General features: G+C 68.7%; 15 protein-coding genes. 3 read left to right on the top strand and 12 right to left on the bottom strand.

Annotated elements, in window-relative coordinates; genetic code table 11:
- Positions 1–2: 2 nt before the first annotated feature.
- The 8 genes from BM417_RS15110 to BM417_RS15075 all read right to left on the bottom strand — a co-directional run bounded on the left by BM417_RS15110 (position 3) and on the right by BM417_RS15075 (position 5,188).
- A complete protein-coding gene (locus BM417_RS15110; RefSeq protein ID WP_093593254.1) occupies positions 3–1,109 on the bottom strand; it encodes a DUF1700 domain-containing protein in 1,107 nt (368 codons plus the stop codon).
- Positions 1,106–1,432, bottom strand: a complete 327-nt coding sequence (locus BM417_RS15105) for a PadR family transcriptional regulator (RefSeq protein WP_089917641.1) — start codon at positions 1,430–1,432, stop codon at positions 1,106–1,108. Before BM417_RS15105 ends, BM417_RS15110 begins: the two co-directional genes overlap by 4 nt.
- A 237-nt stretch (positions 1,433–1,669) precedes the next feature.
- A complete protein-coding gene (gene mutM, locus BM417_RS15100; protein ID WP_093593251.1) occupies positions 1,670–2,527 on the bottom strand; it encodes a bifunctional DNA-formamidopyrimidine glycosylase/DNA-(apurinic or apyrimidinic site) lyase in 858 nt (285 codons plus the stop codon).
- A gap of 1 nt (position 2,528) precedes the next feature.
- A complete protein-coding gene (locus tag BM417_RS15095) occupies positions 2,529–2,729 on the bottom strand; it encodes a hypothetical protein (protein WP_093593249.1) in 201 nt (66 codons plus the stop codon).
- An 8-nt stretch (positions 2,730–2,737) separates the two neighbouring features.
- Positions 2,738–3,541 carry a ribonuclease III gene (gene rnc / locus BM417_RS15090; protein WP_093593246.1) on the bottom strand — a complete coding sequence of 268 codons (804 nt, stop codon included), beginning with the start codon at positions 3,539–3,541 and terminating at the stop codon, positions 2,738–2,740.
- Positions 3,542–3,557: 16 nt separating this feature from the next.
- Positions 3,558–3,740: a 50S ribosomal protein L32 gene (gene rpmF, locus BM417_RS15085; protein ID WP_030467958.1), complete on the bottom strand. Its 183-nt coding sequence runs from the start codon at positions 3,738–3,740 to the stop codon at positions 3,558–3,560.
- 2 nt (positions 3,741–3,742) lie between these two features.
- Entirely contained in the window at positions 3,743–4,324 is a 582-nt protein-coding gene (locus BM417_RS15080; RefSeq protein ID WP_093593243.1) for a YceD family protein, read from the bottom strand.
- A 147-nt stretch (positions 4,325–4,471) separates the two neighbouring features.
- Positions 4,472–5,188: a DivIVA domain-containing protein gene (locus BM417_RS15075; RefSeq protein ID WP_093593240.1), complete on the bottom strand. Its 717-nt coding sequence runs from the start codon at positions 5,186–5,188 to the stop codon at positions 4,472–4,474.
- 169 nt (positions 5,189–5,357) lie between these two features.
- Here BM417_RS15075 and BM417_RS15070 point away from each other — a divergent pair, with 169 nt between their 5' ends.
- On the top strand, positions 5,358–5,750 hold the full coding sequence (locus BM417_RS15070; protein WP_093593800.1) for a GNAT family N-acetyltransferase: 393 nt from the start codon (positions 5,358–5,360) through the stop codon (positions 5,748–5,750).
- Here BM417_RS15070 and coaD read toward each other — a convergent pair.
- Together coaD and rsmD are read right to left on the bottom strand one after the other, a co-directional pair.
- Positions 5,747–6,229 (bottom strand): pantetheine-phosphate adenylyltransferase, encoded by a 483-nt coding sequence (gene coaD / locus BM417_RS15065; protein ID WP_086660746.1) that lies wholly within the window; start codon positions 6,227–6,229, stop codon positions 5,747–5,749. The two genes, BM417_RS15070 and coaD, sit on opposite strands and share 4 nt — an antisense overlap.
- A gap of 53 nt (positions 6,230–6,282) precedes the next feature.
- A complete protein-coding gene (gene rsmD / locus BM417_RS15060; protein ID WP_177320441.1) occupies positions 6,283–6,837 on the bottom strand; it encodes a 16S rRNA (guanine(966)-N(2))-methyltransferase RsmD in 555 nt (184 codons plus the stop codon).
- 247 nt (positions 6,838–7,084) lie between these two features.
- Here rsmD and BM417_RS49195 point away from each other — a divergent pair, with 247 nt between their 5' ends.
- Positions 7,085–7,276 carry a hypothetical protein gene (locus BM417_RS49195; protein ID WP_245821925.1) on the top strand — a complete coding sequence of 64 codons (192 nt, stop codon included), beginning with the start codon at positions 7,085–7,087 and terminating at the stop codon, positions 7,274–7,276.
- Here BM417_RS49195 and BM417_RS15050 read toward each other — a convergent pair.
- Together BM417_RS15050 and BM417_RS15045 are read right to left on the bottom strand one after the other, a co-directional pair.
- Positions 7,273–8,346 carry an MBL fold metallo-hydrolase gene (locus BM417_RS15050; RefSeq protein WP_093593231.1) on the bottom strand — a complete coding sequence of 358 codons (1,074 nt, stop codon included), beginning with the start codon at positions 8,344–8,346 and terminating at the stop codon, positions 7,273–7,275. The two genes, BM417_RS49195 and BM417_RS15050, sit on opposite strands and share 4 nt — an antisense overlap.
- A 124-nt stretch (positions 8,347–8,470) precedes the next feature.
- Positions 8,471–11,848: a pyruvate carboxylase gene (locus BM417_RS15045; protein WP_093593228.1), complete on the bottom strand. Its 3,378-nt coding sequence runs from the start codon at positions 11,846–11,848 to the stop codon at positions 8,471–8,473.
- Between the two features lie 319 nt (positions 11,849–12,167).
- Between BM417_RS15045 and BM417_RS15040 the strand changes: the two genes are divergently transcribed.
- Complete coding sequence (locus tag BM417_RS15040; protein WP_093593225.1) at positions 12,168–13,436, top strand: coiled-coil domain-containing protein; 1,269 nt, start codon at positions 12,168–12,170, stop codon at positions 13,434–13,436.
- Positions 13,437–13,439 lie beyond the last annotated feature (3 nt).

Here is a 13,439-nt window from a genome sequence, read left to right as displayed (position 1 = left end):
TTTTACTTGCTGGGTGACACGGAAGTAGGTGGCACCGAGCTCGAAGGTGCGCTTCCAGAACTCGACGGCGCTGTACTGGCCGTTGATGACGGAGCGGACACGCTCGGTGCCACCGTGTAACAAACACCGTTTTCGTAGTCGATCTTCGGCCGCGGATAGCGGTTAGCCGGAATCACCGGTTCAGGACCGTTACCCGGGTCATTGCAGCTGTTGTAGCCTCGCGGCGCGTTGATGGGCTGGCCGTCCTGGTCGTACAACAACACGTTCGTGAGCAACTTGCCGTTCTCGTCGTACACGTAGATGTTCTGGTACGGCTCGACGATCGGCTGCGGGTAGGACGAGCGCGACGACGAGCCGTACGCCAGCTGGTTCGCCGTCACGTCGATCACCTGGAAGAGCAGCCCCACCGCCAGCGCCGACGCGGGCAGGCTGAACCACAGCCACCGCCGGTCGACCTTGGCGCGCGGCCCGGCGAACACCGACACCACCGCGATCGCGGCGAGCGCCAGGAACCCGAGGATGTCGCGACCGGCGAGCAGCACCGCCCCGAGCCCGAGCAGACCGGCCCGGATCAGCCACCACGCGGGCTGCAGCGACGTCAGGTAGGTCAACGCCCGTTCCGCCGGCGTGCCCGGCTCCACGGCCAGCCACTTCTTCAGCCGGTGAGTCTCCGGCAGGTTCATGATCTCCTGCTGGAGCGGCCCGCGGTCGTGCACCAGCGCGAGGCTGAGCACCAGGATCACCGCGGGCAGCAGCAGGATCGCCGGCTCCCGCAACGCCGCCACCCCCGCGAGCAGCGTGACACCGGTGGCCGCCACGAGCCCCCACGCGGCGGCCCGGGGCCTGGTCAGCCAGCCGCCCTTCGTGGTGACCGGCAACCGCTCGGTCTTGGGCGGATACCCGGCCGCCTGCCGCAGTTCCTGCGCGTACAGCTCAGGCGACCCGAGCCGCTGCTCCAGCGTCTCGTCGTCACCGAGCTCCGTGGACAGTTCGGCGACGTGCGCCTCGACGTCCTCCATGATCTCGGCGACCTCGTTGGGCGGCAGGTCGTCGAGGGCCGCACGCATCCCGGCCAGGTAGTACTCGACACCGAGCGCTTGGGTGTTCATGCCGCGACCTCCTCGAGCAGGCCGTCCAGCGTGCTGGCGAACGACCTCCACGTCTCCCTCGACTCAGCCAGGCGCGCCCGCCCGGTCTCGTTGATGCTGTAGTACTTGCGGTGCGGGCCTTCTTCACTCGGCACCACGTACGAGGTCAGCATCCCCGCGTTGTAGAGCCGCCGCAGCGTGCCGTACACCGACGCGTCACCCACTTCGTTCAGTCCCCCGGCGCGCAGTCTGCGCACCACGTCGTACCCGTACCCGTCGTCCTTGCGCAGAACCGCAAGCACGGCCAGGTCCAGCACCCCTTTGAGCAGTTGACTGGTGTCCATCGCCCCTCCGCCCTCGGCTTGGTGGTCGAAATCGGCGAAGCCCATTCCGGCCGCCAAACGAACCCCGTCTTTCCGGAGCGTCCGCACTGTTGCGCGTTGGACGGTACTACGCACTGCGCAGTACTGTCCAACGCGCGTTACGGCTTCGAGATTTGAGACGCTGGACAAGGGTTTGACTACAGGACGCTCAGGCGCGCGCGGGTTGTCAGCACGTCGCGGAGCAGGGGAAAGAAAGCCTCAAGCCCTGGGGCGAGGCTGGCACCGCGGGCACGAGTACGAGGAGCGGTTCATGAACGGCTCTCGGATCATCGCCGCACCGCACCGCTTGCAGGGCCGGTTCTCCTGCCCATAGGCGTTCAGGGAGCGGTCGAAGTACCCGGACTGCCCGTTGATGTTGACGTACAGCGCGTCGAACGAGGTCCCGCCCTGGCCGAGCGCCTCACGCATCACGTCGGTGGCGTGGTCCAGCAACTCGGCGGCCTTGGGTTTCGCGAGCTTGTCCGTCATCCGGGTGCCGTGCAGCTTCGCGCGCCACAGGGCCTCGTCGGCGTAGATGTTGCCGATACCGGACACGAGGGTCTGGTCCAGCAAAGCGCGCTTGACCTCGGTGTGACGCAGGCGCAACGCGCGCACGGCAGCATCACGGGAGAACAAGGGGTCCATGGGGTCGCGAGCGATGTGCGCGACGGTGTCAGGGACCAGGGTGCCGTCGACCTCGACCAACTCGGCCAGAGCGAGGCCGCCGAAGGTGCGTTGGTCAACGAAACGGAGCTCGGGTCCGCCGTCGTCGAACGTGAAACGGACGCGCAGATGCTTCTCGTCGGGGGCCGACGAGGGTTGGACGAGCATTTGGCCACTCATGCCCAGGTGCGCGAGCATGGCGGCTTTGTCGGCCAGTTCAACCCAGAGGTACTTGCCGCGGCGCTTGGCTGCCACCATCGGTTGCGAGGCCAAGCGCGCGCAGAAGTCCAAGGAACCCAGGTCGTGCCGGCGGATGGCGCGTGGGTGCAACACCTCTACCGAGGAGATGACCCGGCCGGCGACGTGGGCTTCGAGGCCGAGGCGTACTACCTCGACCTCTGGGAGTTCGGGCACGTCAGGCTTCGGACTTGCCCTCGTCGACGGGCTGCGCCTCGATCACGGCGGCCTGCGGCTTGGTGGGCTTGAGCACCCACACACCCGCGCGGCTCGTGTCCCTGACCAGCACAAGTCCCTGGATTCCTCCGCTGCGGGAGGTGTTCACCGGGCCGCGATTGGTGCGCGTGCGGCGGTTCGTGCGGTTCCTGGTCGCATACATTTGCGGTCTCAGTCTTCCTCGGTTGGGGAGATCCCTGGCGTCACCGAGGCGCCATTCTGCCCGTTCTTGGCCACGGCCGACTCCTGCTCGGCCTTGACCCGTTCCGACAGAACATGATAAGCCGCTTCGGCGGCTTTCTGCTCGGCTTCCTTCTTGGTGCGCCCATCACCCTTGCCGTAGGGCTGGCCACCGACGAGCACCGTGGCGGTGAACTCCTTGCGGTGGTCCGGCCCCTGGTCGTCCACGCGGTACTCCGGGACGCCGAGACTGGCTTGAGCGGTGAGCTCCTGCAGGCTTGTCTTCCAGTCCAGTCCAGCACCCAAAAGCGGAGCTTTGGCCAAGAGCGGATCGAACAGCCGGTGAACGAACGTTCGTGCGGTATCGATACCGAACTGCAGGTACACCGCACCGATGACGGCCTCGAGACCGTCAGCGAGAATGCTCGCCTTGTCCCTGCCGCCGGTCAGTTCTTCGCCACGACCGAGCAACAGGTGTGCACCGAGCCCGCCTTCACCCAGGTCACGCGCGACGCCGGCCAGTGCGTGCATGTTCACGACGCTGGCACGGAGCTTCGCGAGCTGACCTTCGGGAAGGTCGGGATGAGTGCGGTAGAGGTGGTCGGTGACGACCAGCCCCAGTACCACGTCTCCCAGGAACTCGAGACGCTCGTTCGGCGGCAAGCCGCCGTTCTCGTACGCGTAAGACCTGTGGGTGAGCGACAGCACGAGCAGCTCGGCGTCCAGGTGGACGCCGAGCGCTTCGAGCAGGTCCGCGCGGTCCGCTTGCGGTGCGCGCGGCGGCTTTCCCCCCACTACGTCGCCGAGGAGATCAGGCCGGCTGAGCGACCTGGCGGCCAGCGTACTGACCACAGGCCGGGCAGGCGACGTGCTGCGGCTTCGGCTGGCGGCAAGCCTTGTTGGAGCACGCCACCAGGTGCACGGCAGACGTCTTCCACTGGGAACGGCGCGCACGGGTGTTCGAACGCGACATTTTCCGCTTCGGGACGGCCACGACTACTTCTCCTCCGAGTTGTCATCGCTGAACCGCTCTTGCAACGCGGCCCAACGAGGGTCAATCGTCTCATGCCCGTGGTCGGGCCCGAGCTCCGCCCACCTGCCACCACACTCGGAGCAAAGCCCCTTGCAGTCCGGCTCGCAGAGCGGTGCCTGCGGCAGCGCGAGAACGATGGCGTCCCGCACCACAGGCTCGAGGTCGATCAGATCGTTGACGATCCGGCTGACCTCGTCTTCATCAGTGGTCGCGTCGGTGGTGCTGTCCGGCCAGGCGTAGAGCTCCGTGATCCGGACCTCGACCTCGTCGGTGAGCGGCTCGAGACACCTCGAGCACTCCCCTTCGACCTTCGCGAACGCTGTCCCCGACACGAGCAGGCCCTCCACGACCGATTCGATCAGGAGGTCGAGCTCCACTTCCCCGTCCTCGGGCACCGCGATCACCCCGAGCAGCCCCACACCTGCGCCAGGAACTGACCGAACGAAGGGTCGGCTCAGACCGGCGCGACGGCCGATGTCCCTGGTGTCGATGACCCAGGGACCGGATGCTGTGGGACGCGTGGACGCGTGACGATGCTCAGTCATGATTTCGGGTTTTGCCGGCGGGGACCTACCACGTCCAGCCGGTCCAGGGTACGGGACGACGCCCCCGTGCGTGAAATCGGCAGGTGATCGCACCTGTCCGACGTAGCACGAATCACACGTTCAGGCGTGTCCGAGCCGGCTGGTTCGTCAGGAACCGTAGTCGAAAGGCGCCGCGGCACCCGCCACGGCCGGTCCGCGCAGGTGCGAACGGCCCTTGCCGACCGACCTGAGCGTGTGCGCGAGGAGGTCCTCGAAGTCCGCGAGCTTGCCGTCGACGTACGCGTCGCACTCCGACCGCAGCCGGATCGACTCGCTCTGGGCGGCGTCGAGCAGTCGCGCCGACTCGGCGTGCGCCGCCCGGACGACCTCCTGCTCGTTGACGAGCCTCGCCTGCTCGGCGCGGCCGTCCTCGGTGGCGCGCTCGTAGTTCGCGCGACCCGCCTGGATCATGCGCTCGGCCTCGGAGTGCGAACGCCCCACCAGGTCGTCGTACTCCTGGCGGCCGGCGGACACGGTCCGTTCGGCCTGATCCTCCGCCTCGGCGATCATCCGCTCGGCGCGGGCGCGCGCGTCGGACAGCATCGCCTCCGCCTCGGCCTGTGCCTCGGCGAGCATGCGATCCGCGTCCGCGCGTGCCTTGGACACGCCCGACTCCGCCTCGTGCTTGGCCTTGCCGACGACCTCGTCGCGGTGGTCCAGCACGTCCTGCGCGTCGTCGAGCTCGGTGGGGATCGCGTCACGCACGTCGTCGAGCAGTTCGAGCACGTCGCCGCGCGGCACCACGCAGCCCGAGGTCATCGGTACTCCGCGCGCTTCCTCGACGATCGTGACGAGCTCGTCGAGTGCCTCGAACACCCGGTACACGTCTCACTCCCCTAACCCCTGTGACTCCCACCCACAAGTGTGCCCTGCCGATCTCTCCGGGAGAGGGAGATCGGCAGGGCGTGTCAGGATTTGCCCACATCGAGCCGGGAGAAACGTGAAGATCACAATCAGGCGGGCCGTGGCCGCCGATGTCCACCCGATCGTGGCGATGCTGGCGGACGACCCGCTCGGCGCGCAGCGGGAGAGGCCGGGCGATCCCGCCTACCTGAAGGCGTTCGAGGTGATCGACGCCGACCCGCACCAGCTCCTGGCCGTGGCGGTCGCCGGCGACGAGGTCGTGGGCACGCTTCAGCTGACGTTCACGTCCGGCCTGTCGCGCCTGGGCATGACCCGCGCGACCGTCGAGGCCGTGCGGGTGCGTTCCGACCAGCGCGGCGGCGGCCTCGGCGAGCGCCTGATGAGGTGGGCGATCGACGAGGCGCGGGCACGCGGTTGCGGCCTGGTGCAGTTGACGACGGACGCGTCACGCGTGGACGCGCACCGGTTCTACGAGCGGCTCGGGTTCACCGCGTCGCACGTGGGGATGAAGCTCGCGCTCTAACGAGTCTCGGCGAGGCGCTGCTGCAGCCGCTGCTCGATGGTCGCCGGCAGCAGCGTCGAGACGTCGCCACCGTACGTCGCGACCTCCTTGACCAGCGAGGACGCCAGGTAGGAGTACTGCGGGCTGGCCTGCATGAACAGCGTGTCGACGCCGGTGAGCTGGTGGTTCATCTGCGCCATCTGCAGCTCGTAGTCGTAGTCGCTGACCGCGCGCAGGCCCTTCACGATGGCCTTGATGTTGTTCTCGCGGCAGTAGTCGACCAACAGGCCGTGCCAGGAGTCCACGCGCACGTTGTCCCACTGCGCCGTGACCTCGCGCAGCATCTCCTGCCGCTCCTCGACGTCGAACAAGGTGCGCTTGTTCTTGTTGATGAGCACAGCGACGACGACCTCTTCGAAGAGGTGCGCGGCTCTCCCGATGATGTCCAGGTGACCGTTGGTCACCGGGTCGTAGGAGCCGGGGTACACGGCGCGCGTCATGTGCCGGACGTTAGCACCCGATCGGACGCCTCCAGGCGTGTCCGTGGTTCTCGTCACCCATCAGCACGCACCTGTGCCCAGTACACGGCTGTGTCCCCGTAACGCTTGGCACGCAAGGATTCCACTTCTTCCGGCCAGGCTGGTTCGCCGCTTCGCGAAGCACGTTCCACGATCAAGATGGCGTCCCCTGCGAGCCTGGGCACGATCCCGCGCAGCACTTTGGCGAGCTCGTCGTCGCCCACGGCGTACGGCGGGTCGGCGAACACGACGTCGAACTTCTCCCCCTCGGCCGTGACGTACGCCTCGGCCGTGCGATTCACGACGACGGTGTTCGCGAACCCGAGCTCCCTGGCGTTGCCCTTGAGCACGTCAGCGGCCCGCTTGTCCGACTCCACGAACGTCGCGTGCTCCGCTCCCCGGCTCAGCGCCTCGAACCCGAGTGCTCCCGACCCGGCGTACAGGTCCAGCACCTTCGCGCCGTCGAGGTCGACCAGCGCCTCGAGCGAGCTGAACAACGCCTCCCGCACCCGCTCGGAGGTGGGCCGCGTGCCCTTGGGCGGAACCTTGAGCCTGCGGCCTCCCGCGGTCCCGGCAACGATTCGTGTCACCGGTCCATCGTCCCAGGTGCATCCTGTCCGCATGACCCGCCACCGCGACTCGGGCGCCTGCCTGTGCGAGTTGGCCGCCACTCCGGTCCTGGTGGCGTGCCCGTCGTGCTCGGCCCAAGCCGTCGTAACGTCCGACCGTCTCGTGTGCCCCAGGTGCGCGCACGCCCGACCGTACAAGCGTGTGTGGTGTTGGGAGACCTCACGCGTCGTGCCGGACCTCTGGCTGACAACACCGTGCGCCGGACACATGCTGTGGGCGCTGAACGCTCCACACCTGGACCTGCTGGAGTCCTATGTCGGCGCGACGCTCCGAGAGGACCCGCATCCGTCGTCGGTACGGCGGATGACGATCCTCGCGAAGCTGCCCGCGTGGCTGAAGTCGGCGAAGCACCGCGACGAGGTCCTGCGTGCCGTCCGCCGCCTGCGCTCGACGATCTAGGCGAGCGCCTGCCACCAGCCGTCGACCTCGGCCGGATTGTCGACGTCAACCCGTTCACCGGGCCTCGGCACCGCGAGCTTCAGCCCGCTCGCCTTGACCTCCCGCCACACGCGGTCGATCGGCTCGCCCCACGGGTGCAGCGCGAGGTTGAACGTCGCCCAGTGCACCGGGATCAGCAGGCCGCCGCCGAGGTCGTCGAACGCCTGGACGCCCTCCTCCGGCGTCATGTGGATGTCCGGCCACGCGTCCCCGTACGCACCGACCTGCATCAGCACTGCGTCGAACGGACCGTGTGCCGCGCCGATCGTCTTGTAGCCGGGGAAGTAGCCGGTGTCGCCGCTGTAGAACACCGAACGCTCACCGCGCTTGATGACCCACGACGCCCACAGCGTGACGTTGCGCTGCACCGAACGTCCGGAGAAGTGCTGGGCCGCGGTGCAGGTGAGCGTGAACCCGTCCACCGAGTGCGACTCGTCCCAGTCCAGCTCCACCACGCGGTCGGCGGGCACGTCCCACCGCGCGAGGTGCGCGCCGAGCCCGAGCGGCACCACGAACACCGCGGACGTTCCCGCGGTCAGCGCCTGCACGGTCTCCATGTCGAGGTGGTCGTAGTGGTCGTGCGAGATCACGACGGCGCTGATGTCAGGCAGATCCGACAACTCGTGCGGAACCGGGTGCAGTCGCTTGGGGCCGACGTGCGCGGACGGCGAGACGCGGTCGCTCCACACAGGATCGATGAGCACGGCGGCGCCGTCGATCTCGATCAGCGCGGACGCGTGGCCGTACCAGGTGATGTGCAGGCCGTCGGACACCGGCGCGGCAGGTCTCACCAGCGGCACCTCGACGGACGGCTTGCGGTCCTCGCCGCCGAATACGAAGTCGCGGATCGAGAAGGACTCGCGGTCCGGGACCGTGCGGACTTCCTTGTCGTTGTGGAACTTCCCGTCGCGGTAGCGCGGCGAGCGCGACATGTGGACCGGATCCGGCTTCCCGCCCAGCTGCCGGGGCACGTCCTTCAACGCCCACGCCACGCCCGCCAGGCCGAGCAGTCCTGCCAAAGCCTTCTTCATGTGCGAAACCCTCTTCCCCTGACTCCCGTGCCCGGTGCAACGCAGGGAATCGTCGTGGAGTTCCGCGCGCCCCGCACAGCGAAAGGGCCCGGCCTCGACGAGACCGGGCCCCTCACCAGACGAGTTACTCCAGGACGATCAGGAGGTCGCCGCCCTCGACCTGCTGGGCACCGCGCAACGCCAGGCGCTGCACGACACCCGCCTTCGGGGCGGTGATCGCGGCCTCCATCTTCATGGCCTCGATGGTCGCGACGGTCTGACCGGCGTCGACCCGGTCGCCCTCGGCCACCGCCGCCGTCACCACGCCGGCGAACGGGGCCGCCACGTGGTTCGGGTTCGTGCGGTCGGCCTTCTCGGCGGCCGGGATGTCGGCGGCCACCGAACGGTCGCGGACCTGGATCGGGCGCAGCTGGCCGTTCATGGTCGCCATGACCGTGCGGATGCCCCGCGCGTCGGCCTCGGAGATCGCCTCCAGGCCGATCAGCAGCCGGACGCCCGGCTCCAGGTCGACGGAGTACTCCTCGCCGGGACGCAGGCCGTAGAAGAAGTCCTTGGAGCGCAACACCGACGTGTCACCGTAGGCGTCGCGGTGCGTGCGGAACTCCTTGGTGGGCGCCGGGAACAGCAGCCTGTTCAGCGTCGCCCGCCGGTCGTCGGCGAGACCCGCCTGGTCCTCGGCGGACAGCTCCTCGACCGGCTTCGGGGCGGGGCGGCCTTCGAGGGCCTTGCTGCGGAACGGCTCCGGCCAGCCGCCGGGCGGGTCGCCCAGCTCGCCGTGCAGGAAGCCGATCACCGACGCCGGGATGTCGAACTTGCCGGGGTCCGCCTCGAAGTCCTTCGGTGCGACGCCCGCGCCCACGAGGTGCAGCGCGAGGTCACCGACGACCTTGGACGACGGCGTCACCTTCACCAGGTGGCCGAGCATGCGGTCGGCGGCCGCGTACATCGACTCGATCTCCTCGAACTTCTCGCCGAGACCGAGAGCGACGGCCTGCGTGCGCAGGTTCGAGAGCTGACCACCGGGGATCTCGTGGTGGTAGACGCGGCCGGTCGGGCCGGGGATGCCGGACTCGAACGGCGCGTAGATCTTGCGCACGGACTCCCAGTACGGCTCCAGGTCGCAGACGTTCTGCAGGTTGAGACCGGTGGAGCGCTCGGTGTGGTCGGTCAGCGCCACGATCGACGACAGCGGCGGCTGCGAGGTCGTGCCCGCCATCGACGCGGTCGCGCCGTCGATCGCGTCCACGCCCGCCTGGATCGCGGCCAGGTAGGTCGCGAGCTGGCCGCCCGCCGTGTCGTGCGTGTGGAGGTGGACCGGGAGGTCGAACTCCTTGCGCAGCGCGGTGATCAGGCGCGACGCGGCGGGTGCCCGCAGCAGGCCGGCCATGTCCTTGACGCACAGCACGTGAGCGCCGGCGCCGACGATCTGCTCGGCGAGCTTGAGGTAGTAGTCCAGTGTGTACAGACGTTCGTCCGGATTGGACAGATCGCTCGTGTAGCAGAGCGCGACCTCGGCGACCGCCGTCCCGGTCTCGCGCACGGCCTCGATCGCCGGGCGCATCTGCTCGACGTCGTTCAGCGCGTCGAAGATCCGGAAGATGTCGATGCCGGTGTTCGTCGCCTCCTGCACGAACGCCTTGGTGACCGCCTCGGGGTACGGCGTGTAGCCGACCGTGTTGCGGCCGCGCAGCAGCATCTGCAGGTTGATGTTCGGCACCGCTTCGCGCAACGACGCGAGGCGCTCCCACGGGTCCTCCGCGAGGAACCGCAGCGCCACGTCGTAGGTCGCGCCGCCCCAGCACTCCAGGGACAGCAGCTCCGGCGTCATGCGCGCCACGTGCGGTGCGACGGAGAGCAGGTCCTTGGTGCGTACTCGGGTGGCGAGCAGCGACTGGTGGGCGTCGCGGAACGTCGTGTCCGTGACGCCGACGGCCTTGCTCTCCCGCAGCCACCGCGCGAAGCCCTCGGGGCCGAGCTCGACCAGCTTCTGCTTGGAGCCGGGGGCCGGCTCGGCGTTCAGGTCGACGACCGGCAGCTTCTCGCGCGGGTCGACGGCGGTCGGGCGGGTGCCGTTCGGGTGGTTGACCGTGACGTCCGCGAGGTAGGTCAGCAGGCGCGTGCCGCGGTCGGCCGAGTGGCGCGCGGTCAGCAGGTGCGGGCGCTTCTCGATGAACGACGTGGTGACGCGGCCCTCGTAGAAGTCCGGGTCGTCCAGCACGGCCTGGATGAACGGGATGTTCGTCGACACACCGCGGATGCGGAACTCCGCGATCGCACGGCGCGCACGGGCGACGGCGAGGGAGAAGGTGCGGCCGCGGCACGTGAGCTTCACGAGCATCGAGTCGAAGTGCGGGCTGATGGCCATGCCGGCGCCCGCCGTGCCGCCGTCGAGGCGGATGCCGGAACCACCGGGCGAGCGGTAGGCGCTGATCGTGCCGGTGTCCGGGCGGAACCCGTTGGCGGGGTCCTCGGTCGTGATGCGGCACTGGAGCGCCGCGCCGCGCAGCTGGACGGTCTCCTGGGACAGGCCCAGGTCGTCCAGCGTCTCGCCCGACGCGATGCGCATCTGCGACTGCACCAGGTCGACGTCGGTCACCTCTTCCGTGACCGTGTGCTCGACCTGGATGCGCGGGTTCATCTCGATGAAGACGTAGTGGCCCTGCGGGTCGAGCAGGAACTCCACGGTGCCGGCGTTGCGGTAGCCGATGTGCCTCGCGAACTTCACCGCGTCGGCGCAGATGCGGTCACGCAGTTCGGGCGCGAGGTTCGGCGCGGGCGCGATCTCGATGACCTTCTGGTGGCGCCGCTGCACTGAGCAGTCGCGCTCGAACAGGTGGATCACGTTGCCCTGGCCGTCGGCGAGGATCTGCACCTCGATGTGGCGCGGTTCGACCACGGCCTGTTCGAGGAACACGGTCGGGTCGCCGAACGCGGACTCCGCCTCGCGCGACGCCGCTTCGAGGGACTCGCGCAGCGCGGAGGGGTCGTCGACCTTGCGCATGCCGCGGCCACCACCACCGGCGACGGCCTTCACGAAGACCGGGAAGCGCATCGTCTTCGACGCTTCGAGCAGCTCGTCGATGTCGGACGACGGCGGGCTCGACTCCAGCACCGGCAGCCCGGCCTCGCGGGCGGCCGCGATGGCGCGCGCCTTGTTGCCAGTCAGCTCCAGAACCTCGGCCACGGGGCCGATGAAGGTGAGACCTGCCTCACGGCACGCCATCGCGAGCTCCGGGTTCTCCGACAGGAAGCCGTAACCCGGGTAGATCGCGTCGGCACCGGCCTTGCGGGCGGCCTTGATGATCTCCTCGACGGAAAGGTAGGCGCGGACGGGATGTCCGGGCTCGCCGATCTCGTAGGACTCGTCCGCCTTCAGCCGGTGGAGCGAGTTCCGGTCCTCATGAGGGAAGACGGCGACCGTTCCCGCGCCCAGTTCGTAGGCGGCTCGGAACGCGCGAATCGCGATCTCGCCGCGGTTGGCGACAAGAACCTTGCGGAACATCCGTGCCCTCCCGGTGTTACTCGGCAGTCATCAGTCGTGGCACGTTACCGTGCGACTCTTGCCTGTTGGGAGGACTGTCCCACGTGATGGGTGTCATCCTGATCGGTCTTGCTCACACCAATTCTCGCTTGGTGAGAGCAAAGTGGATACCCACCACCCGGTCAGACTGCGGCCGGTAGTGGGTTTAACCAGATCGAGTGACGATCTTCGCGACTATCTCGGTAGGGTGAGCCATATGGCCGGGGCTGATGGAGCCGGGCAGCCTACTGCCCGCACACCGCATTTCGACGTTGTCCTTCGTGGTTACAACCAGCGACAGGTGAACGAACGAGTCACCCGCTTGGAGTTCGACCTCAAGAACTCGAACCGCTCCCGTGACGCGGCCGCCGCGCAGGTGGGGGAGCTCACCAAGCTCCTCAACTCGATGCGCGCCGATCTCGACAAGACCAAGATCCAGCTCCAGAACCTCGCCAGCAGTCCCGTGAGCGCGTCGAACGTCACCGAGCGTGTGCGCGTGATGATGAGCCTGGCCGAGGAAGAGATCGCCGACATCCGCAAGGACGCCCTCGACAAGGCCGCCGCGACGCGCGGCGAGGCCGAGAGGTGGGCGGCGGAGCAGCGCGAGGCCCACCAGCGCCTGCTCGCCGAGACCGAGGCGCGCCGCAAGCAGCTCGAGATGAACTACCAGCAGCGCCACGCCGAGCTGGACCAGCAGACCGCCGGCCGCAGGTCCGAGCTGGAGGCCGAGCACTCGTCGTTGCAGGCGAAGCTCGCCGCCGACCACGAGGCGCTGGTCGCCGAGGTGCGCGCGAACGGTGAGCGCGTCGCCGCCGAGTTCGAGAAGAAGTCGGCCGACCTGGACGCCCACCGCGTCGAACTCGACGCGAAGTACAAGGCGTACCACGACGAACTGGACAAGGAGTACGACGGACTCAAGGCGACGCTGACCGCCGAACACCAGAAGGTGCTGGCAGACGCGCGGTCCGAGGCCGAGCGGATCTCCGCCGAGGCCGAGGTCAAGCGCGTCGAGACGCTCCAGAGGCTCGACGACGAGCTCAAGGCCAGGCAGGCCGAGGCGGAGAAGGCTCTCGCCGACCTCGAGGCCGAGTCGCTGGCGAAGGCCGAGAAGATCTCCTCCGACGCGTCCACACAGGCGATCGCCCTGGTCAGCGCGGCGGAGGAGAAGGCGGCGACGACCCTGCGCGTCTCCGAGGACAAGGCGACGACCGCCGTCACGGAGGCCGAGCAGAAGGCCGCGACCACGGTGCGCGAGGCCGACGAGAAGGCCGTCGCGCTCGTCCGCGACGCCGAGGCCAGGACGTCGGCACTGGTGCGCCAGGCCGAGGAGAGGTCGGCCGCGGCCGTGGCCGAAGCCGACCAGCGCGCCGCCGCCGCGTCCGAGAAGGAGTCGTCGTTGCGTTCGGCGCACGACAACCTCGCCACGCAGTTCCACGCCGCGCAGGCAGCGGTGGAGGCGGCGATGTCGGTGCTCAAGCCCCTGGAGGACGGCTCCGCCGACGAGGCCGACGCCGCCCCTTCCGTTGAGCAGAAGACCGAGCAGCTGCCGAAGCCGCGGCAGCAGGACTGAGTT

The sequence above is a fragment of the Lentzea waywayandensis genome, assembly GCF_900115955.1.
Taxonomy (GTDB): Bacteria; Actinomycetota; Actinomycetes; order Mycobacteriales; family Pseudonocardiaceae; genus Lentzea; species Lentzea waywayandensis.
Note: the sequence above shows the minus strand (reverse complement) of the source record. Positions and strands in the feature narration are given on the sequence as shown.